Origin of the sequence: Pseudomonas sp. NLJ1, assembly GCF_049486705.1 — a bacterium.
In the GTDB taxonomy this organism is placed as follows: Bacteria; Pseudomonadota; Gammaproteobacteria; order Pseudomonadales; family Pseudomonadaceae; genus Aquipseudomonas; species Aquipseudomonas inefficax.
On the sequence record NZ_CP137735.1, the window covers coordinates 72,922 to 92,576 of the forward strand.

Here is a 19,655-nt window from a genome sequence, read left to right on the forward strand (position 1 = left end):
ACCTGTACCAGGGAAGGGTCATTCATGAAGTCGTGTGCCGTGCAACTGGCATCGCTCAAGGGCGATGTGCAAGCCAACCTCGAACGCCACCTGGCCTGCATCGAACAGGCCGCAGCCCTTGGCGCCGAACTGGTAGTGTTTCCCGAACTGTCGCTGACCGGCTATGAGCCAACCCTCGCGCGCCAGGCCGCCCTGCCAGTCGGTGCGGCGCGGCTGGACCCGCTGCAGGCAGCCTGCGACCGGCTTGGTATCACTGTCGCCGTGGGCCTGCCACTGCCGACACCTGACGGCATCCGTATCGGCATGCCAATTCTCAGCCCTGGGGCACCGCGCCAGGCCTATGCCAAGCAGCGCCTGCATGATGATGAACTGCCCTGGTTCACCCCAGGCGATCAAGCCTTGCTGCTGCAGGTGGGTGCGCACCGGGTAGCGCCTGCGATCTGCTACGAATCGATGTTCATGGCCCATGCCGCAGCCGCGCGGGGACATGGCGCCGACCTGTACTTGATCAGCGTGGCGAAAACCGCCAAGGGCATCCGTGAGGGTTACCAGCACTACTCCGAGGTGGCTCGTGAGCTGGGCATGATGGTGTTGCTGGCCAACTGCGTGGGGCCGGCTGACACCTTCATCGGCGCCGGAGGTTCGGCGGCCTGGGACAGCCAGGGGCGCTTGCTCGCCAGCCTGGACGACCACAGCGAAGGGCTGATCGTGCTGGATACCGCCAACGGCACTGCCATGGCGGTGCCGTTGGCCCTGCAGCCGGCATGATCTATCTGTTTCTGGCGTTGCTGAGCTATGCCTGTACCTACTACCTGACGGGGCTGCTCATCCAGGGGCAACTGGCCGATGTGGCCGAGGGATTGCGCCACCGGCCTGATGCGCCGACACCCGGCGAATACCTGCGCACAGTGAGGCCCCATGCACGCCGGGCCCATCGGCAGTACGCCCTGCTGGCTGGCTCGGCGTTGGCCGTGCTGGTCTGCCTGGCTGCCAGCTGGTTCTGTTGACGCTTACAGGTCCAGTGCCAGGCTTTGCCGGCCCTCCAGCGCCAGCAGGTACTGCTTTGCCGCCAGGCCGCCGGCAAAGCCGGTCAGGCTGCCCGAAGCACCGATCACCCGATGACACGGGGCGATGATCGAGATCGGGTTGCGGCCATTGGCGGCGCCTACCGCACGCACTGCACTGGGGTTGCCGATCTGCCGGGCAATGTCGCTGTAGCTGCGGGTTTCACCGAACGGTATCGCCAACAGCGCGGCCCACACCTGACGCTGGAACTCGGTGCCGGCAAAATCCAGCGCCAGGTCGAAGCACTGGCGTTTGCCAGCAAAGTACTCGCCGAGCTGGCTGGCGGCTTCCCGCAGTACCGGGCACTGGTCATCACGGTGCAGGGCGCCAAGGCGCACACGGTTTTCCCGCTCCTCTTCCCAGAGTACGGCGGCCAGGCATTCGCCACGTGCCACCAGGGTCAAGGTGCCGACGGGCGACTGCATGAAAGTGAATGCGCTGGACATAAGCAGGCTCCTGCCAGGTTGCGATCAACCTACTGTACGCATCCACAGCCCCGCTTGCATCCGCTTTCTTGCTCAGGCAATTGTGCGTAGCCGGTGCCAACCAACGCGTCGCCTGCTTCGCGGGTGAACCCGCTCCCACAGGGAACCCCTCCCGCCGAAAGAATGCGCAATACCTGTGGGAGCGGGCGCGCCCGCGAACACCGGCGTAGCCGGTGCCAGCCACCGTGTCGCCTGCTTCGCGGGCATGCTCGCTCCCACAGGGTGCCCATCAGCCCCAAAAGAGCCTCAATAATAGGTCCGGGGTTGCTCATCAGCCTTGTTCAATACCGTCCCCACCAGGTTCACCCTTGCCAGGTGATGAAGGCAATCCTCAATTTCCTTCCTGTTGTTCATACCGTTGGCCACCACCAGCAGCACACAGTCGAACTTGGGTATCACAGTGATCGCATCGTCAGAACTGAGCAACGGCGGCAAATCGAATATGCAGATGCGCGACTCGTAGCGGTTGCGCAGTTCGCTTATCAGGTTGTTCACTTTGGGCGACGACAGCATTTCGGTAGACAACGGCACCGGTACCCGCGTGGGCAGCACCACGAACCGAGGCAAGGTCGGGTTGACCAGGCAGTCCTGCAGCTCGGCCTTGTCCGTCAGAAACTCGTTCAACGCCTGGTCCATTGGCAGGCCCAGGCTGCTCCCGACCTTGGGCCGACGCAGGTCGAAGTCCACCAGCAACGCGGTCTTGGTGGTGTGGTGGGCGATGCTCATGGCCAGGTTGATCGACAGCACCGTCTTGCCCGCTTCAGGGGTTGGCGAGGTAATGGCCAAGGTTCGCCAGCCATTCTCGTCCATGGTTCTGAGCACTTGCGTGCGCAGCAGGTCGATCGGCCCGTTCATGTTGGAGTTCTTGTTGTAGGCGACGATACGGTGACACTCCAGGTGCTCCGCGCGCAGCGGCACCACCTTGGTGTTCACGTAATCGAACTGGCCAGGCACTTCCGCCAGCGCCGTACCTGGGGCGGGTGACAAGGCCTGCGGAGTACCCGGGGTGACCTGGTGAAGATTATTGCCAACAGCCGACGTGGTCCTGTCCATCACTGCTTACCTATGCAAACCGAGACATGACTTTGAACAACAGCACATCCAGTGGCATGTAGAACACGTGCACCAGCACCACCATGATAGCCGCCAGCGCCAGTGCCGCCAGGATCAGCCAGTTGCGCCAACGCTTGCGCCTGGCCACATCGGCCTTGGTATCGATGTATGGCAGCGCCACCAGCACCCGCCTGCCCAGCAGGTTTTCCAGGGCACCGACGCCGCGAATGCGCTGGTTGAACATTTCCATCAGCATCACCAGCGCACCGCCACCTGCCGGTGCCAGCACCAGGCCCAGCGCCGCGATTTTCTTGCGGTTGGGCTTGATCGGTTTCTCGGGCATCAGCGGTGGCTCCAGCAGTACGAAGCGCTCGGCCTTGTTCTCCTGCTCCAGGCTCTCGGTAATCTTCGCGCCCATTTCCTTGGCGCGGATTTCCTCGTACTTCTTGCGCGCGTTGTCGTGGTCACGCATCAAGGTCACCAGGCCACGCTCGACCTGCGGCGCCTCGAGGATCTCGGCCTCGTAGCCTTCCATCTTGCGGGTCAACTCGCGCTTCTGCTCGGCCAGCGAAGCGATGCGCTCCTGCGTCGCGCTCATCTTGGCGCGCACGCGAGCGACATCGAGGCCGACCGTGGAAGCCGCCGCCGTGCGGTTGCCACTGGCTTCGAGCGCCTGAATCCTGCGCTTGACCGCCACCACATCAGGGTGGGCTTCCTTGTAGCGGCTCAGCAGCCGGGCATACTCGGCCTTCAAGCTGGGCAGGTCCTGGGGCTGGTCGGCACTGGCCGCCCTGGGCCCTTCGCCGACCTTGGTGGCCAGCCCGGCACTGGCCGCGGACAGTTCCAGCTCAAGGTAACGCAATTCTTCCTGGGCGGCCTTGTAGTCACGGTCAACCTCGCGGAACTCCAGCTCCGAGCGTGACAGCATGTTCATGCGCAGGGTCTGGTGCTCGGGCAAGGCATTGGCGTGGGCCTGCTTGAAATCCGCCAGCTGGTTTTCCAGGCTGGCAAGCTCCGCCCCCAGTTTGTTCGCCTCCTGGGTGAGGAACTCGGTGGTTTCATTGGCCCGCTCGGTACGCTGCTTGAGGTTCTCGTTGAGGAACAGCGTCACCAACTCGTCGGCGACTTCCTTGGCCACCTCTGGCTGCTTGTGCTCGAAGGACACATTGAACGCCACGGTCGCCTCGCCGCGCCCGCGTACATAGGTGGTGAGGGTCTCGACCACGACGGCACTGCGCATGTGGTCGATCTTGTCACTATCGCTGAAACGCTTGTCGGGGAACAGGTTGTACTTGTCGATGATGCGCAGCAGGTTCTCGCGGGTCATCACCCGCTGGCGAATCACTTCGATGCGTTCATCGGCAAAGCTGGTGTTGTTGGTCGATACCAGTTCGGGGGAAATCTGCTGCGACTCCACCAGGATGGTACCGGTCGACTGGTAGATCGGCGGCACCATCACTGCGACTGCGACGGTCGCGGCCAGGATGACTACGATGCTCACCCCCAATAACAGGGCCCGGTCCTTGATTATGGCGATGTAATCTCTGAGGGAGAGCTCGTAGTCGGACTTCATGGGGCCACCTGCCTGAAGTTCAGATGTCGGGGTACCTGTACGTCAACGTCAAACCCACGATAGTAGCGTTCGCATCGGCTTCGTGATCCTGCTGCCGTTCTTTGTACATCAGCGACAGGCGCAGGTCCCAGTACGGCGAAAACTGGCGGCTGGCCCACACGCTGTAGGTCTGCAGGGTGTTGGGGGTCTGCCCTTTGCTGTCTTGCCAGGCAGCGTCCGTACCCACCCGGGTCAGTTCGCTGACGGCGTAACTCCACACACCGCGCACCTGGTCCAGCTCGGCGAAGCCGCCCTCGGCGCTGGCCACAGTGCTGCGTTCGGCGGTGAAGCTGGCGTCGGCACGCGCACCGGTGTACAGCAGCGCAACTCCACCCTCCCCGCGTCGGCCACCCTCGTCGCCGGAAACCTCGGTAACCCCCACATGCGCATCGGCGCTGAGGCGTTCGGAGAACTGGTACTTGACCCCGACCGCCGGGCTGTAGCTGTTGGACGCCGTCGCCGTCTGGTCCTGCTCGGGCTCATAACGCCGGGCGCCGAAGCGGCTGTACAGATCAGCCCGCTCGCTCCAGGCGTAGGTCCAGGTGAACACGTTGCCCAGTTCTTCGTAACCCGTCAGCGTACTGATGTCATAACGGGCACGGTTGTAGGTGGTTTCGTTGCTCAAGGTGCTGCGTTCGGAAACCGCCTGGCTCCAGTTGCCGGTCAGCGTATACAGCTTTTGCGTGCCATCGGTGGTAACCACGCCGGTATCCAGCACCGTTCCCGACAACGTCGAACTTTCGTTGTAACGCGCCAGCAGGCCAAACCGCCCGCGCTCTGTCTGGCGCTGCCAGCCCAGGCTTACGTCGGGGTCCTCACGGTTGTCGACCACCGCGGTGTCGGACGAGCGCAATACATTCATGCCCAGCCCCAACCTCAGTTCGTCCCGGTCGAAGGTACCGATCAGGGTGTAATCCGGCGCGATGATCGTGCGCGTTATGCCCTTTTCACCCGACGACAACAGCAAGGGATTGCTGTCATGTTCGACGGAAGTCGGTACTACCACCGTAGACTGCCAATTTGCTGCCAGGACTGTGTCCGCAAACGGCAACACCAAGATTGCCGTTGCAATGCTAGTTGTTCTGAGAAGAGGCATTAAGTGTTCTTATTAAAGGCAAGATCAAGGAACGACCAGCGTATCGCCAGCCTGCAGTTGGATGTTGGTGGACATATCCCGGCCAGACACCAGGTCTCTATATCGCACGGGCAGGATTTTTTGGGAAGCGCCGGTGCCACGCACCACTTTGATTTCGCTTTCATCGGCAAACTTGTCCAGGCCGCCCGACATGCTCAGGGCCTGCAGCACTGCGGTGGGGCCTGCCATCTGTACCGGCCCGGGCTTGATCACTTTGCCTTGTACATAGACCAGGTTGCCGGCGATGCTCTTGACGACAACGCTGACGTTCGGGTCGGGGAGAAACTTCTCGAGTTTGGCAGCTACCTGTTTTTCAACGGCCGTTACATCCAGCCCGGCAACATCTATGCGCCCGGCCAGGGGGAAAGTGATACTGCCATCGGGAAGTACGGTAGCTTCCTGGCGCAGGCTATCTTCCTGCCACACCGAAACCATCACTACATCGCCGGGGCTGAGCAGGTAGGTAGCACTGTTCGGGTCGGCCTTACCGGCACCAGACCACACCATCAGCATGCAGAACGCGGCAAACATTGAACGCACCATGAGGGTCCCTCCGGCCGAAAAGGCCCGACAAAGAGCACTGAATGAGAACAGCACACCAACTCTCGCTCCGCTTCGCGGCATACGCCAACCGCGCTGGCCTCGATCTTCCGAAGGCCTTGCCTTGACGCTTTGCAGCCTGGGTTGTGCTGCCTGCAACCGTGGACCTGCACGGGCTACTGGCAATATAGCAACGGCTGGGGAATTGACAAGCCAGGCCCCGGGCCGCTGGCGTCAAGGGTAAAAACCCAGGCTGGCGGACTTAGATATTTCTCCTGTTGGCGACTGCCACAAAGCCAACCACAGCAAATGCAAAAAACCACCCTGCGGTTGAAACAGGGATGATACTGTTCTGATTGATATACAAATCCGCCGCACGCGCCGCGCCACTCAACAGCGCCAGCAAAGTCATCGACTTGATAATCAGAGCCGTGCGCATACGCCCTCCTTTAAAGAGGAAGATCAACTATTTGTTGGCGTGGTGTTCGGGAGTTGTTTCACTGTTGAATTGAGCTTATGAACACAATGACATCGCGTCAATGATTCGACACTATAATAAAATTCAATGAGCATCGGGCAGCATCGTCAAAATATCGACGCACATGTCGAGCATAGCCCGCTGCCTTGGTGGCGCCAAAGTTTCATCGCTGAGAAAAGCAAGGCTGCGGGGCACTTCAGCGCCCCGGCGCCTTATTCGTCTGCGTGGTGTACCACGACCAGCAACTGCGCCGGCAGCGGCCCCACCGACCTTAGCCGGTGTGGTGTCTGGGCATTGAAATGCAAGGCATCACCTTGCTCCAGCAGCACCCGCTCGCTCATGAAGTCCACTTCCACCTGGCCGACATGGACGAACAGGAATTCTTCACCCAGGTGTTCCTTGAATGTGGGGTCGCTGAATTCGGTGGGCGGCTGGATCAGGAACGGCAGCAGGCTGCGCTGCCCGACCTGGCTGGTGAGGGCAGCGTACCCCGGCCCTGCCCCATCCCCCACCAGGGCCTGGCGCTCGCCATGGCGCACCAGGCTGTAGCGGCTCTTGCCGGTCTGCTCTTCGGCGAACAGTTCTTCGACATTGACATTCAGTGCCCGCGCCAGCTTCAGCGCGGCGGCGATCGAGGGGGTATTCAGGCCGCGTTCGACCTTGGACAGGTAACTCTTGGTCATGCCGGTCTTGTCGGCCAGCAGCTCCAGGGTCATCCCCAGTTTCTTTCGCAGCAGTTTCAATCGGATAGACATGTGACGCGGGTTTCCCAGGCGAAGGCAGCCTGGTAATGATACGTGGACTGCTCAGGAAATGCTGGGGCTGCTGCGCTGAGTCTTGTAGGAGCGGCCTTGTGTCGCGATAGGGCTGCAGAGCAGCCCCGGCAATTTGTGCACTATTGCTGAAATCCTGGGGCCGCTTTGCGGCCCTATCGCGACACAAGGCCGCTCCTACAAAAAAAACCAGGCAGGCCCAGGGTTACGGCATCACCGGTGGCAGGTACTGCAACGTCGTACCCAATGCCCACAGCAACACCAGCACCAGCGGCACGTGCACCAGCAACTGCACGAACGAGAAGCCGATCAGGTCGCGCGCCTTGAGCCCCAGCACCCCCAGCAGCGGCAGCATGTAGAACGGGTTGATCAGGTTCGGCAAGGCTTCGGCGGCGTTGTAGATCTGCACGGCCCAGCCCAGGTGGTATTGCAGGTCATTGGCCACCAGCATCACGTAAGGTGCCTCGATGATCCACTTGCCACCACCCGACGGGATGAAGAAGCCCAGCACCGCCGAATACACGCCCATCAGCACGGCATAGGTGTCATGAGTGGCGATCTGGGTGAAGAACAGTGAAATGTGGTGGGCCAGGGTCTGCTCGTCGACGCCCTTAACCTGGGTGAGAATGGCAGCGATCGAACCATACAGCGGGAACTGGATCAGCACCCCGGTGGTGGTCGGAACCGCGCGCGCCACTGCATCGAGGAAGCTGCGCGGGCGCCAGTGCAGCAAGGCACCGAGCATGATGAACAACAGGTTGTAAGTGTTCAGCCCGGAAATGGCAGTAATCGCCGGTTTGGTGGCGAACTCCTGGTACAGCCAGCCGGCGGCCAGGGCCACCAGCAGCAGGATCAGGATGGGGCTGTGTTCCAGCCACTCGCCCGGGCGGGTGCGCTGGGGTGCCGGTGGCGCGGTGAAGCTGGGGTCTACCCCGCAGTCCTGGGCGCTGCGCGCGCTGTTCGGGCCCGGGGCCGTGGCGTAGGCGATCACCAGCGAGACCACTACCAATGCCGCCAGCATCACGCCGGACTGCCAGAGAAAGATGGTTTCGGTGAACGGGATTACCCCGGTAATCGACAGGATCGACGGTGGCAGGCTCGCCGGGTTGGCCTGCAGTTGCGCGGCCGATGAAGACAGGCCCAGCGCCCACACCGCGCCCAGGCCCAGGTAGGCGGCAGCGCCGGCTGCGCGGTAGTCCATCTTCAGTTCGGTGCGCCGAGCCAGGGCCCGCACCAGCAGGCCGCCAAACACCAGCGACAAGCCCCAGTTGAGCAGCGATGCCAGCATCGAGATCAGCGCCACCCAGCACACTGCCGAACGGCCATTGCCGGGGATGCGCGCCAGGCGGTCGATCAGACGCGCGGCAGGCGGCGAGCTGGCCACCACATAGCCGCCGATGACCACGAAGGCCATCTGCATGGTGAACGGGATCAGGCTCCAGAAGCCATCGCCAAAGGCCTTGGCAGTGTCGGTCGGCTTGGCGCCCATGGCCAGGGCGCCGATGCACACCAGCAGCACCGCCAGGGCGGCAAACACCCAGGAATCGGGGAACCAGCGTTCGGCCCAGTTGGAGCAGCGCAAGGCAAAGCGGGCGGAGCGGCTGTCTTGGATTTCAGCGGCCACAGTTCAATTCCTTTTATTGGTTTTATGGGGGGAAGCAGTACTGCCAGATAACGCAAAAACCCTGTGGGAGCGGGTTTACCCGCGAATGCGGCGGTGAATGTACCGACGCATTCGCGGGTGAACCCGCTCCCACAGGGATTGTGGTAATGCCTTAGAAAGTCATTTCCTTCACATCATCCGGCACGATCAGTTTGCCGGCGGTTTTCTCGATGATTTCCTCGACGCTCACCCCGGGCGCGGTCTCGCGCAGGATGAAGGCGCCGTCTTCGATTTCCAGGTAGGCCAGGTCGGTCAGCACCTTGCGGATGCAGCCAGCGCCGGTCAATGGCAGGCTGCACTGTGGCAGCAGCTTGGACTCGCCATCCTTGGACGCGTGGGTCATGGTAACGATGATGTTCTCGGCGCCGGCCACCAGGTCCATGGCACCACCCATCCCCTTCACCAGCTTGCCCGGGATCATCCACGAGGCGATGTTGCCTTGCACATCCACTTCGAATGCGCCGAGCACGGTCAGGTCGACATGGCCGCCACGGATCATGCCGAACGACTGTGCCGAATCGAAGATAGAAGCACCGCGGCGGGCGGTGACGGTCTGCTTGCCGGCGTTGATCATGTCGGCATCGATGGTGCTTTCGGTGGGGAATTCGCCCATGCCGAGCAGGCCGTTTTCCGATTGCAGCATCACATCCATGTCGGCGGGTACGTAGTTGGCCACCAGGGTCGGAATGCCGATACCCAGGTTGACGTAGTAGCCGTCCTTCAGTTCACGGGCAACGCGTTGTGCCATCTGTTCGCGGGTCAGTGCCATGGTCAGGATCTCTTTGTTGTTCTGGTAGATGGCGCTCAGGCCTTGACGGTGCGCTTTTCGATACGCTTTTCGAAGGTGCCGACGATGACGCGGTCCACATAGATGCCCGGGGTATGGATCTCGCTGGGCAGCAGCACACCAGGTTCGACGATCTCTTCCACTTCGACCACGGTGATCTTGCCGGCGGTGGCCGCCAGCGGGTTGAAGTTTTGCGCGGTGTTGCGGTACACCACGTTGCCGTAGTGGTCGGCCTTCCAGCCCTTGACGATGGCGAAGTCGCCGGTGATGGATTCTTCGAGGATGTACTTGCGGCCGTTGAATTCGCGCACTTCCTTGCCGTCGGCAACCGGGGTGCCGTAGCCGGTGGCCGTGTAGAAGGCCGGGATGCCGGCGCCACCGGCGCGCATTTTCTCGGCGAGGGTGCCTTGCGGGGTCAGTTCCACTTCCAGCTCGCCGCTCAGCAACTGGCGTTCGAACTCGGCGTTCTCGCCCACGTAGGAAGCGACCATCTTGCGAATCTGCCGGTCTTCCAGCAGCACGCCCAGGCCAAAGCCATCGACACCGCAGTTGTTGGAAACCACGGTCAGGCCCTTGACGCCACGGCGCTTGATTTCGCTGATAAGGTTTTCAGGGATGCCGCACAGGCCGAAACCACCAGCCAGTACCGTCATGTTGTCGGTCAGGCCTTCGAGGGCCTGTTCATAGGTTGCAACGCGCTTGTCCAGTCCGGCCATGCTGATCCGCCTTTTGTAGTTGTTGAACCGACGAGGCTGTCGGTGAGCGTGTGGGGACATCTTCACCGCAAGCGACTGATTTGTTAATTTTGTTTTCATCATCGATTGATAACTTTTGCAAAACAACCAGAAGGCCTGTCATGAACGTCAAGCAACTGCGCGCCTTTGTCGCTGTGGCCAAGTACCAGAGCTTCGCCCAGGCCGGTGAACACCTGCATGTCTCGCAACCGGCCCTGAGCCTGACCATCAAGGCCCTGGAAGAAAACCTTGGCGGCGCCCTGCTGAGCCGCACCACGCGCAGCGTCAGCCTGACTGCCGAGGGCGAGGTGCTGCTGCCGCTGGCGCGGCGCCTGCTGGCCGACTGGGACGACACCGAAGAAATGCTGCGCCAGCGTTTCACCCTGCAACTGGGCCGGGTTTCGGTGGCGGCCATGCCGGCCTTTGCCGGCAACCTGCTGCCCCATTCGCTGAAGGTCTTTCGCCAGCGTTACCCGAAGGTCAACGTCACGGTGCACGATGTGATCAACGAACAGGTACAGGAACTGGTGCGCCATCGCCGCGTCGAACTGGGCATCGGCTTCGAACCGGACAACATCGATGGCCTGGATTTCCACCCGTTGTACATGGACCGCTTCGTCGCCGTGGTGCCCGCCGATTCGTCCTTGGCTCAGCTGCCCCAGGTCAGCTGGGCCCAGTTGCTGGCCGAAGACTTCGTGGCCCTGCAGCGGCCTTCGGCGGTGCGCCTGCTGATGGAGCAGAACGTGGCCGCCCGCCACGGCAAACTGGCGGTGGCTTTCGAGAGCCACCAGCTGACGACCATCGGCCGCATGGTTGCCAGTGGCCTGGGGGTCAGTGCCGTGCCTGCGCTGTGCATCAACCAGATGCAAGAGCTGGGCGCTCGCTGCGTAACCCTGGTCGAGCCCACGGTCGAGCGCCGCATCGGCGTGATCGCCCTCAGCGAACACAAGCTGTCCACGGCGGCGCAAGCGCTGCTTGAGGTTCTGCTTTCCAATACCCGCATCCCGGAGGTGACATGCGTTACGTGAAACTGGCAGGTTCGAGCGTTCCGGCCATTGGCCAGGGCACCTGGTACATGGGGGAGGATCCGGCCCGCAAGGCGGCCGAGGTGGCGGCCCTGCAACAAGGCATCGAACTTGGCCTGAACTTGATCGATACCGCCGAGATGTATGGCGAAGGTGGTGCCGAACAAGTGGTCGGCCAGGCCATTGCGGGGCGCCGCGACCAGGTGTTCCTGGTCAGCAAGGTGTACCCGCACAATGCCAGCCGGCGCGGTATGGCGACGGCCTGCGAGCGCAGCCTCGCTCGCCTGGGCACCGACTGTATCGACCTGTACCTGCTGCACTGGCGTGGCCAGCACCCACTGGAGGAAACCGTCGAGGCCTTCGAGCGCTTGCGCGAGCAAGGCAAGATCAAGCGCTGGGGTGTTTCCAATTTCGACGTCGACGACCTGCGCGAACTGCACAACCCCGATTGCGACACCAATCAGGTGCTGTACAACCCGGCCCAGCGTGGCATCGAATTCGACCTGTTGCCGTGGTGCGAAAAGCGCGCGCTGCCGACCATGGCCTACTGCCCGCTGGCCCAGGCCGGGCGCCTGCTGCAGCACCCGGTGCTGGCGGAAATCGCCGAGCGCCATGGCGCCACGGCGGCTCAGGTCTGCCTGGCCTGGGTGACCCGTGATGACGGGGTGATAGCCATCCCCAAGGCCGTGACGCCCGAGCATGTGCGGTTGAATGCGGCTGCAGGTTCGCTGACCTTGACCAGCGAAGACCTGCGGGCAATCGACCGGGCGTTCCCGGCGCCGACACGCAAGCAGCGGTTGGCGATGGTGTAGCGACTGGCACGAAATCGCTTTTTTGTGGGAGCGGGCGTGCCCGCGAACACCGGCAAAGCCGGTGCCATGCACCGCGTGGGCTGCTTCGCGGGCTTGCCCGCTCCCACAAGGGCCCGCGCAAAAACCAGGATTTTGCGTGAGGTGCCAGTGATCAATGGAAATCCCGGCTGCGTACGTCCAGCCCTTGCAACAACGGGCTCACATCCTCCAGCCGCCGTGCTATCAGATGACGCACGCCCTTCTCCTGCTCCAGCCGCCCGCTGACCTTTAGCAACTGCGATCCCACCAGCGCCCGCCGCTGCCGTTCGGCAAGCTCCCGCCACACCACTACATTGACCATACCGTGCTCGTCCTCCAGGGTGACGAAGGTCACCCCACTGGCGGTCTGAGGCCGCTGGCGGCCCACCACCAGCCCGGCCACGGCAATGTTGTCACCATGCCCGACATCCTGCAGCTCGCGCGAACTGCGACAGCCCAGCGCCCGCAGGCGTGGGCGCAACAAGGTCAAGGGATGCGGCCCAAGCGTGGTACCCAAGGTCTGGTAATCGGCCATCAGGTCCTCGGCCACGCTGGGGACAGGCAGTGCAACGGTGCTTTCCGGCAAGGCATCCACGTCGGCGAACAAAGGCAGTTGCGGCTGCACCGCCGCCACCTGCCAGCGCGCCTGGTGCCGGTCGCTGGCCAAGGCGCGCAGCGCGCCGGCATCGGCCAGGTGGGCGCGGGCACGTGGATCGAGCCCGGCACGCAGGCACAGGTCTTCGACATCGCGCCATGGCCGCTGCGCCCTCGCCTGCTCCAGGCGCCTGACGTCGGCCTCAGCAAGGCCGCGCACCAGGCGCAAGCCCATGCGAATGGCCAGGGCCTCTCCAGGCTCAGGCTCGAGCGTGCAGTCCCAGTCACTGTGGCATACATCGACCGGCCTGACCTCGATGCCCTGGCGTCGGGCCTCTTGCAGCAACTGGTCAGGGCTATAGAAGCCCATGGGCCAGCTGTTGACCAGCGCGCAGGTGAAAATCGCCGGTTCATGGCACTTGAGCCAGCTGCTGGCATAACACAACAAGGCAAAGCTGGCCGCGTGCGATTCCGGAAAGCCATAGCTGCCAAAGCCCTTGATCTGCTCGAAGATACGCTCGGCAAACGCCAGGTCGTAACCATTGCGCAACATGCCCTGCACCAGCCGCTCGCGGTGCGGCTCCAGGCCGCCGTGGCGCTTCCAGGCGGCCATGCTGCGACGCAACTGGTCGGCCTCGCCCGGGGTGTAGTCGGCCGCGACCATTGCCAGTTCCATCACTTGCTCCTGGAACAGCGGCACGCCCAAAGTGCGCTCGAACACTGCCTTCAGTTGCGGCGAGGGGTACGTCACCGGCTCCTGCTTCAGCCGCCGGCGCAGGTAAGGGTGGACCATGTCGCCCTGGATCGGCCCGGGGCGGACGATGGCCACCTCGATGACCAGGTCGTAGAATTTTGTGGGCTGCAGCCGCGGCAACATGGCCATTTGCGCGCGGGACTCGATCTGGAACACGCCCATGGTCTCGGCACGGCTGATCATTTCGTAGGTGGCCCGGTCTTCGCCGGGAATGGTTGCCAGGGTCAGGTGACGACCACGGTGGCGTTGCAGCAGGTCGAAGCAACGGCGCAAGGCGCTGAGCATGCCCAGCGCCAGTACATCGACCTTGAGCAGGCCGAGCATGTCCAGGTCGTCCTTGTCCCACTGGATCACCGTGCGCTCCGGCATCGCGGCATTCTCCACCGGTACCAGTTCGTCCAGGGGTTGCTGCGAGATGACGAAACCGCCCGGGTGCTGTGACAGGTGCCGAGGGAAGCCGATCAGTTCACCGGCCAGCACCAGCACCCGGCGCAGCGAAGGGCTGCCCGCCTCGAAACCGGCCTCGGCCAGGCGCTGGTCATCGGGTATGCGATCGCTCCAGCGGCCACAGCATTTGGCCAGGGCGTCCACCTGGTCGGCGGGCAGCCCCAGCACCCGTGCCACATCCCGCACCGCACCGGCGGCATGGTAGGTATTGACCACCGCCGTGAGCGCCGCCCGGTGCCGGCCATAGCGACGGAATACATACTGGATCACCTCCTCGCGCCGGTCGTGCTCGAAGTCCACATCGATGTCCGGCGGCTCGTTGCGCTCGCGCGACAGGAAGCGCTCGAACAACAGGTGGTGTTCCATGGGGTCGAGCTCGGTGATGCCCAGCACGAAGCACACCACCGAGTTGGCAGCCGACCCCCGCCCCTGGCACAGAATGCGCTGGCTGCGGGCGAAGGCGACGATGTCATGCACCGTCAGGAAGTAGCTTTCGTAGCCCAGCTCCTCGATCAGCGCCAGCTCCCTGGCCAGCGCATCCCGCACCTTGCTGCTCGGCCCGCCTGGCCAGCGCAACGGCAAACCCTGCTGGCACAATTCGCGCAACCAGCTTGCCGGGGTATGCCCCTGGGGCACCAGTTCGCATGGATACTGATATTTCAATTCGCTCAGTTCGAACTGGCAGCGTGCAGCGATGGCCAGGGTCTCGGCCAGCAGGTCGGCGGGATAGAGTTCGCCCAGTTGCGCCTGGCTGCGCAGGTGCCGCTCGCCATTGGCAAACAGGAAACGCCCGGCCTCGGCCACCCGGCAGTGCTGGCGAATGGCGGTCATGCAATCCTGCAAGGCGCGGCGACCGCGCACGTGCATGTGCACGTCGCCACAGGCCACGGCGCGGATGCCGACCCTGGCCGCCAGGCCGCGCAAGCGTTCAAGGCGCAAGGTATCGTCACTGCCGCGGTGCAGGTGCACGGCCAGCCACAGGCGCTCGCCGAACAGGCCATGCAGCCATTGCCCGGGGGTGGCATCACCGCTGTCATCGGCCACCCACAATGCCAGCAGGCCCTGATGGTGCTGCTGCAGGTCATCGCGAAACAGTTGGTAGTCGCCCTTCTGCGCCCGCCGCCGGGCCCGGGTGATCAGCGCGCACAGGTTCTGGTAGCCGGCCAGGTCCTGCACCAGCAGCACCAGCCTGGGGCCGTCCTGCAACTGCACTTCACTGCCCACGATCAGCCGCAGCTGGTGTTCCTTTGCCGCCTGCCAGGCACGGACGATGCCGGCCAGGGTGCATTCGTCGGTGATCGCCAGAGCCTGGTAGCCCTGTTCCCGCGCGCGCCGGAACAGCTCGTCGGCGCTCGACGCGCCGCGCTGGAAGCTGAAGTTGGACAGGCAATGCAGCTCGGCATAACCCGGGGTATTCATGCGAACCAGCCCTGCAGCCACAACGGGCCGGCCTTGCCAAGGTCGCGGTAGGCCCAGCCGCGCAGGCCGTCACGGGTTTCGATGCGGTAATAGTCGCGGCGCACATCGCCGCCATCCCACCAGCCCGATTCGATGCGCTCGGCATGGCCCTGCACGCGATAGCCGGTCTCGTCCAGTGCCACAGGGGCCGACAGCAGCCAGCCAGGGCGGCTGCCTGGGGCGACCGGCATGTTGCCCTGGGCGCCCTGCTCTCCCGCTTGCCAGGCATGTTCGGGACGATGATCGGCTGCCGCGCTCAGGCCCTTGACCGCCTCATCGCCCAAGCGGGCGCGCAGCCGTTCGCGCAATTGTTCCCAAGGTTGCGCCTGTTGCGCACGCGGGTCGAACAATGCCTGGTGTTGCGGCACGAAGGGTGGCAGGTCCTCGGCAACCAGCCGCAGGTTGCGCACCGGTGCGGCAATGCGCAGCGGCTCCAGGCGCCCGCGCGCCAGTTCGAACAGCATCGCGGCATCGCGTTCGGCGGCCAGCAGGCCTACCTTCAGCACGGTATCCGGCCCTTCGGCGTGCTCCAGGTGCAGGCAGAAACGCTGCACGCCACAGTCACGCCCGGCGAGGAACGCGGCAAGGTCGTTGAGCATGCGCCGCAGCGGGAACAGCAGGGCCTGGTGTGATTCGACATCGAAATTCAGCTCCAGCCGGGTCTCGAACCGGTCCGGTGGCTGGTAGAAGCCCAGCCCCAGGTTGCGCAGGCCGAGCAACTGGTCAAGGTGCAGCTGCACCTGGGCCGCAAAGCGCCTGGCCAGGCTGTCGCGGGGCAAGGCCAGCACCTGGCCCAACTGGCGCAGGCCCATGCGGGCAAAGGCCTCGGCAGCCTGCGCAGGCAGGCCGATACGCTCGATGGGCATGCCCAGCAGCGCCGCACGGGTGGCATCGGCGTCACTCACGGCCAGGCCATCGTGAGCGTTGGCAAGCATGCGCGCCGCCACCGGGTTGCTGGCCAGGACGATGCGTTGGCGCAAGCCCAGTTCCGCCAGTTCCTGGCGCAGGCGTGCCTCGAACAGCGGCCAGGGGCCGAACAGTTGCAGGCTGGAGCCCACCTCCAGCAACAGCGCCCGTGGATAGTGCAGGCTGACCTGGGCACTGAAGCGGTAGGCCCAGGCTGCCAGCAACTGTTGCACCTGGTCGATGCGCCTGGGGTCGGCTTCGACGCAGCTGAAGCCATCGGCCAGCGCACGCGCCGCTGTCAGGGTTTGCCCGGCCCGCAGGCCGAGCGCGGCCGCCGCCGGGTTGACCGCCTGCAGTACGCGTCGCTGGGTCGGCCCGGCAAGCAGCACCAGAGGGCTATCGGGGTCGTCACGCTCACGCAGGACCGTGTCCAGCGCCAGCTGAGGGAACAGGATGCAGGCCCAGAGCATGTTGCATCAACCCCGCCCCGGGCAGGCGATGGGCAGCGCCGGTGGCATGCCGCCACGGCTTTTCAGCACGCGCCATTGTGCCGGACGGGTGTCGACGGCAATGCGCAAGGCTGCGGGTGAAGGGTTGTGCGCCGCCTGTTGCGGACGGCAGGCGAAGGCCAGCGCCTGGCCGGTTTCGGCAGCCACCTGCAGGCGCCGCAGGGCGCGGTCATCGGCACGTTCCGGCCAGCACAGCACCGCCGCACAACTGCCGGAGCGCAGGCACTGCTCGGCGGCCCACAGGGCATCGGCAGGTTCGGCGTCCACCTGTACCAGCCAGCGCAGGTCCACCCCCGCGGCCTGCCAGGCCGGGGCGTAAGGAATGAATGGCGGTGCCACCAGCACGATTCGACTGGTTTCAGCGCTCAAGCGGGCCAGGGTTGGCCACAGCAATTGCAATTCGCCACAGCCGGGGCTGGCCAGCAACAGTTCGCTGAGGGCCGCCGCCGGCCAGCCGCCTTCCGGCAGGCATTGATCAAGGGCTGCATGGCCGGTGGGCTGCAGGCCGAGCGGCCGCGCCTGGGCCTGCCGACCGCGCCATACCCGGCGCTGGTCGAGCAACCTGTCGAGGTCGACCACCGCGCCCATCAGTCACGCCTCAGCAAGCCGCAGAACACGCCTTCGATGAAGAACTCCTGTTCAGGCCGCACATCGATGGGCGCATAGGCCGGGTTGCGTGGCAACAGCCGGTAATTGCCACCTTGGCGCTGCAGGCGCTTGATGGTCACCTCGCCGTCCAGGCGCGCGACCACGATCTGGCCATCGCGAGCGTCGGCCTGCTGGAGGATGCCGACCAGGTCGCCGTCGAAAATGCCATCGTCGATCATCGAGTCGCCACGCACCTTCAGCAGGTAGTCGGGGGTACGACGGAACAGGCTGGGGTCGAGCAGCAACTGCTCGTGAATGTCGAGGTCCGGGCCGATGGGGGCGCCTGCCGCCACCTGGCCCAGCACCGGCACTTCGAGGATTTCCGGGCGGCGCAGCGGCTCGGCCAGGCGAATGCCGCGCGCCTGGTTCGGCGTGACATCGATGTAGCCGGCCTGGCACAGGGCGGTGATGTGCTTGCGCGCCACGCTGCGCGAGGCAAACCCGAAGCGCGTGGCGATATCGGCCAGGCTCGGCGGCTGGCCTTGGTCGGCGATGCGCTCACGGATGAACTCGAAGATGGCGCGACGTTTTGGGGTGAGATTGTCCATGGGGTACATTTGTACTCTTTTCGGAGCACGCTGAACAGCCCCCTTCGTCGTCGGCTATAAGGCGAAGTGACAGGCAGCGATTAAAGGTCCAGGGCACCACCGAGCAAGGCGCCGAGCATGGCTGCAGCATCAGCGCGTTGCTCGTCCAGCAGACACAGCGGGAGGCCTTGCCAGGCCAGCTGCGATGCGGTCAGCCCCTCGCCCATCAAGGCCAGCGGACACGTGATGCCCATCTGCAACAAACGCAGGCGCTTGGCCAAGGCGGGGCTCACCTGCGCCTGAACCTTGATCACCAGTGCCGCAGGCTGCATCGCCGCACACAGTATGGGCAGCTCTTCCAGCGGCTGCCCGCAACCAAGCACTTCGATGCGTTGCTGCTCGCCGCTCAACAGCAGGCCGGCGCACAACAGCTGCAGTTCGGCTTGCCCCTCGCTGCCCGCCAGCAGTACGCGCGGAGCATCGGCCTGGTTCATCTGCAGGCGCAGCAGCAGGCGGGCGCGCAGGAACATGTCCAGAAACAACCATTGGCTCCGCTGGCCTGGCGCAGTGCCTGCAGCCAGGTCATGCCAGACCGGCATCAACACTTCACGCAGCGCGGTGCCCTTGGGCAAGATCGTGAACAACTGCCCATGGATGCTTTCCAGCGCTTGCGTATCAAATGCCTTGGTTGCGCGCACCACGGCGGCGCGCCAATCGTCAAAGGCCGAGTGCTGCTGCCCGGATGCCTCTGGCTGGCCTGCGAGAATATCGCCCACCTTGCTGATGGGCACGCCGCTGGCGGTCCAGCGCAGGATGTCGCGTATGCGCTGGACATCCCAGGCCGTATACAGGCGATGGCCACCCTCGGTGCGCTGCGGGCTGATCAACCCATGGCGCCGCTCCCAGGCACGCAAGGTCACCGGATTGATGCCGGTCAGGCTGACCACATCGCGCATGGGGAGCAAATCGGCTGGGGTGGCGTCAGTCATAACAAGGGTTTATCCAGGTGGTTGCACATTCTAAACCCATCGGCACCTTCTGCGGCGAGCCTGCTTGGTTCATCATGCAACAAACGGCGCCGAAACCTTCTGCCCGGAGGCCAAGCTGCGCACATCGCATACGAAATGCCTGTAGGTGGCCCTATGATCAACGCAAAACTCCTGCAACTGATGGTCGAGCATTCCAACGAGGGCATCGTCGTCGCCGAGCAGGAAGGCAATGACAGCATCCTTATCTACGTCAACCCTGCCTTCGAGCGACTGACTGGCTACAGCGCCGAGGACATCCTCTATCAGGACTGCCGTTTTCTCCAGGGCGAGGATCATGACCAAGCAGCCCTCGCAACCATCCGCGAGGCGATCCGTGAAGGCCGCCCTTGCTGCCAGGTGCTGCGCAACTACCGCAAGGACGGCAGCCTGTTCTGGAACGAGTTATCCATTACGCCGGTGCGTAACGAGGCCGACCAGCTGACCTACTACATCGGTATCCAGCGCGACGTCACAGCGCAGGTCTTTGCCGAAGAAAAGGTCCGCGAGCTGGAGGCCGAAGTGGCGGAACTGCGCCGGCAACTGGGCCAGGCCGGGCGCTGAAAAAACCTGTACAAGAATGTTGACTTGTATAGATTTACGCTTA

General features: G+C 63.8%; 20 protein-coding genes. 5 read left to right on the forward strand and 15 right to left on the reverse strand.

The genetic code is table 11. The features are described from left to right. The first annotated feature begins 24 nt into the window (after positions 1-24). The gene (locus tag R9B85_RS00375; protein WP_112253386.1) at positions 25-768 is read left to right on the forward strand and encodes a carbon-nitrogen hydrolase family protein; all 744 of its coding nucleotides are present in this window, start codon (positions 25-27) and stop codon (positions 766-768) included. Beyond that, a complete protein-coding gene (locus tag R9B85_RS00380; RefSeq protein WP_112253385.1) occupies positions 765-1,007 on the forward strand; it encodes a hypothetical protein in 243 nt (80 codons plus the stop codon). Before R9B85_RS00375 ends, R9B85_RS00380 begins: the two co-directional genes overlap by 4 nt. Positions 1,008-1,010: 3 nt before the next feature. On the opposite strand, the gene R9B85_RS00385 is transcribed toward R9B85_RS00380, so the two are convergent. From R9B85_RS00385 to R9B85_RS00430, 10 genes are all read right to left on the reverse strand, one after another. Continuing rightward, entirely contained in the window at positions 1,011-1,511 is a 501-nt protein-coding gene (locus tag R9B85_RS00385; RefSeq protein ID WP_112253384.1) for a methylated-DNA--[protein]-cysteine S-methyltransferase, read from the reverse strand. 285 nt (positions 1,512-1,796) lie between these two features. Beyond that, positions 1,797-2,603, reverse strand: a complete 807-nt coding sequence (locus R9B85_RS00390) for a CpsD/CapB family tyrosine-protein kinase (protein WP_423770717.1) — start codon at positions 2,601-2,603, stop codon at positions 1,797-1,799. A gap of 10 nt (positions 2,604-2,613) precedes the next feature. Further along, entirely contained in the window at positions 2,614-4,176 is a 1,563-nt protein-coding gene (locus R9B85_RS00395; RefSeq protein ID WP_207877865.1) for a GumC family protein, read from the reverse strand. 19 nt (positions 4,177-4,195) lie between these two features. After that, the gene (locus tag R9B85_RS00400) at positions 4,196-5,311 is read right to left on the reverse strand and encodes a hypothetical protein (protein ID WP_112253381.1); all 1,116 of its coding nucleotides are present in this window, start codon (positions 5,309-5,311) and stop codon (positions 4,196-4,198) included. Between the two features lie 24 nt (positions 5,312-5,335). Next, positions 5,336-5,893 (reverse strand): polysaccharide biosynthesis/export family protein, encoded by a 558-nt coding sequence (locus R9B85_RS00405; protein WP_112253380.1) that lies wholly within the window; start codon positions 5,891-5,893, stop codon positions 5,336-5,338. A 259-nt stretch (positions 5,894-6,152) separates the two neighbouring features. After that, positions 6,153-6,329 (reverse strand): EPS-associated small membrane protein EppA, encoded by a 177-nt coding sequence (gene eppA / locus R9B85_RS00410; RefSeq protein WP_181457381.1) that lies wholly within the window; start codon positions 6,327-6,329, stop codon positions 6,153-6,155. A 251-nt stretch (positions 6,330-6,580) separates the two neighbouring features. Then, positions 6,581-7,123 (reverse strand): helix-turn-helix domain-containing protein, encoded by a 543-nt coding sequence (locus R9B85_RS00415; protein WP_112253379.1) that lies wholly within the window; start codon positions 7,121-7,123, stop codon positions 6,581-6,583. 223 nt (positions 7,124-7,346) lie between these two features. Next, positions 7,347-8,765 carry a short-chain fatty acid transporter gene (locus R9B85_RS00420; RefSeq protein WP_013972720.1) on the reverse strand — a complete coding sequence of 473 codons (1,419 nt, stop codon included), beginning with the start codon at positions 8,763-8,765 and terminating at the stop codon, positions 7,347-7,349. A 151-nt stretch (positions 8,766-8,916) separates the two neighbouring features. Then, positions 8,917-9,573 carry a CoA transferase subunit B gene (locus tag R9B85_RS00425; protein WP_375149426.1) on the reverse strand — a complete coding sequence of 219 codons (657 nt, stop codon included), beginning with the start codon at positions 9,571-9,573 and terminating at the stop codon, positions 8,917-8,919. Between the two features lie 35 nt (positions 9,574-9,608). After that, complete coding sequence (locus R9B85_RS00430; RefSeq protein ID WP_015270421.1) at positions 9,609-10,307, reverse strand: CoA transferase subunit A; 699 nt, start codon at positions 10,305-10,307, stop codon at positions 9,609-9,611. Between the two features lie 140 nt (positions 10,308-10,447). Between R9B85_RS00430 and R9B85_RS00435 the strand changes: the two genes are divergently transcribed. Both R9B85_RS00435 and R9B85_RS00440 read left to right on the forward strand, forming a co-directional pair. Next, positions 10,448-11,353: a LysR family transcriptional regulator gene (locus tag R9B85_RS00435; RefSeq protein ID WP_112253376.1), complete on the forward strand. Its 906-nt coding sequence runs from the start codon at positions 10,448-10,450 to the stop codon at positions 11,351-11,353. Continuing rightward, positions 11,341-12,162: an aldo/keto reductase gene (locus tag R9B85_RS00440; protein ID WP_112253375.1), complete on the forward strand. Its 822-nt coding sequence runs from the start codon at positions 11,341-11,343 to the stop codon at positions 12,160-12,162. The genes R9B85_RS00435 and R9B85_RS00440 overlap by 13 nt, the downstream gene beginning before the upstream one ends. A gap of 151 nt (positions 12,163-12,313) precedes the next feature. Here R9B85_RS00440 and R9B85_RS00445 read toward each other — a convergent pair whose 3' ends face one another. From R9B85_RS00445 to R9B85_RS00465, 5 genes are all read right to left on the reverse strand, one after another. Next, entirely contained in the window at positions 12,314-15,394 is a 3,081-nt protein-coding gene (locus tag R9B85_RS00445; RefSeq protein WP_423770718.1) for an error-prone DNA polymerase, read from the reverse strand. Beyond that, positions 15,391-16,809 carry a Y-family DNA polymerase gene (locus tag R9B85_RS00450; RefSeq protein WP_112253373.1) on the reverse strand — a complete coding sequence of 473 codons (1,419 nt, stop codon included), beginning with the start codon at positions 16,807-16,809 and terminating at the stop codon, positions 15,391-15,393. Before R9B85_RS00450 ends, R9B85_RS00445 begins: the two co-directional genes overlap by 4 nt. 6 nt (positions 16,810-16,815) lie before the next feature. Further along, complete coding sequence (gene imuA / locus R9B85_RS00455) at positions 16,816-17,436, reverse strand: translesion DNA synthesis-associated protein ImuA (RefSeq protein ID WP_112253372.1); 621 nt, start codon at positions 17,434-17,436, stop codon at positions 16,816-16,818. Further along, positions 17,436-18,053, reverse strand: a complete 618-nt coding sequence (lexA, locus tag R9B85_RS00460) for a transcriptional repressor LexA (RefSeq protein WP_181457380.1) — start codon at positions 18,051-18,053, stop codon at positions 17,436-17,438. Before lexA ends, imuA begins: the two co-directional genes overlap by 1 nt. 71 nt (positions 18,054-18,124) lie before the next feature. Beyond that, positions 18,125-19,012, reverse strand: coding sequence for a MerR family transcriptional regulator (locus R9B85_RS00465; RefSeq protein ID WP_207877875.1), 888 nt, complete (start codon positions 19,010-19,012; stop codon positions 18,125-18,127). A gap of 153 nt (positions 19,013-19,165) precedes the next feature. On the opposite strand from R9B85_RS00465, the gene R9B85_RS00470 reads away from it, so the two are divergent. Then, a complete protein-coding gene (locus tag R9B85_RS00470; protein ID WP_207877877.1) occupies positions 19,166-19,612 on the forward strand; it encodes a PAS domain S-box protein in 447 nt (148 codons plus the stop codon). The last annotated feature ends 43 nt before the right edge of the window (positions 19,613-19,655 follow it).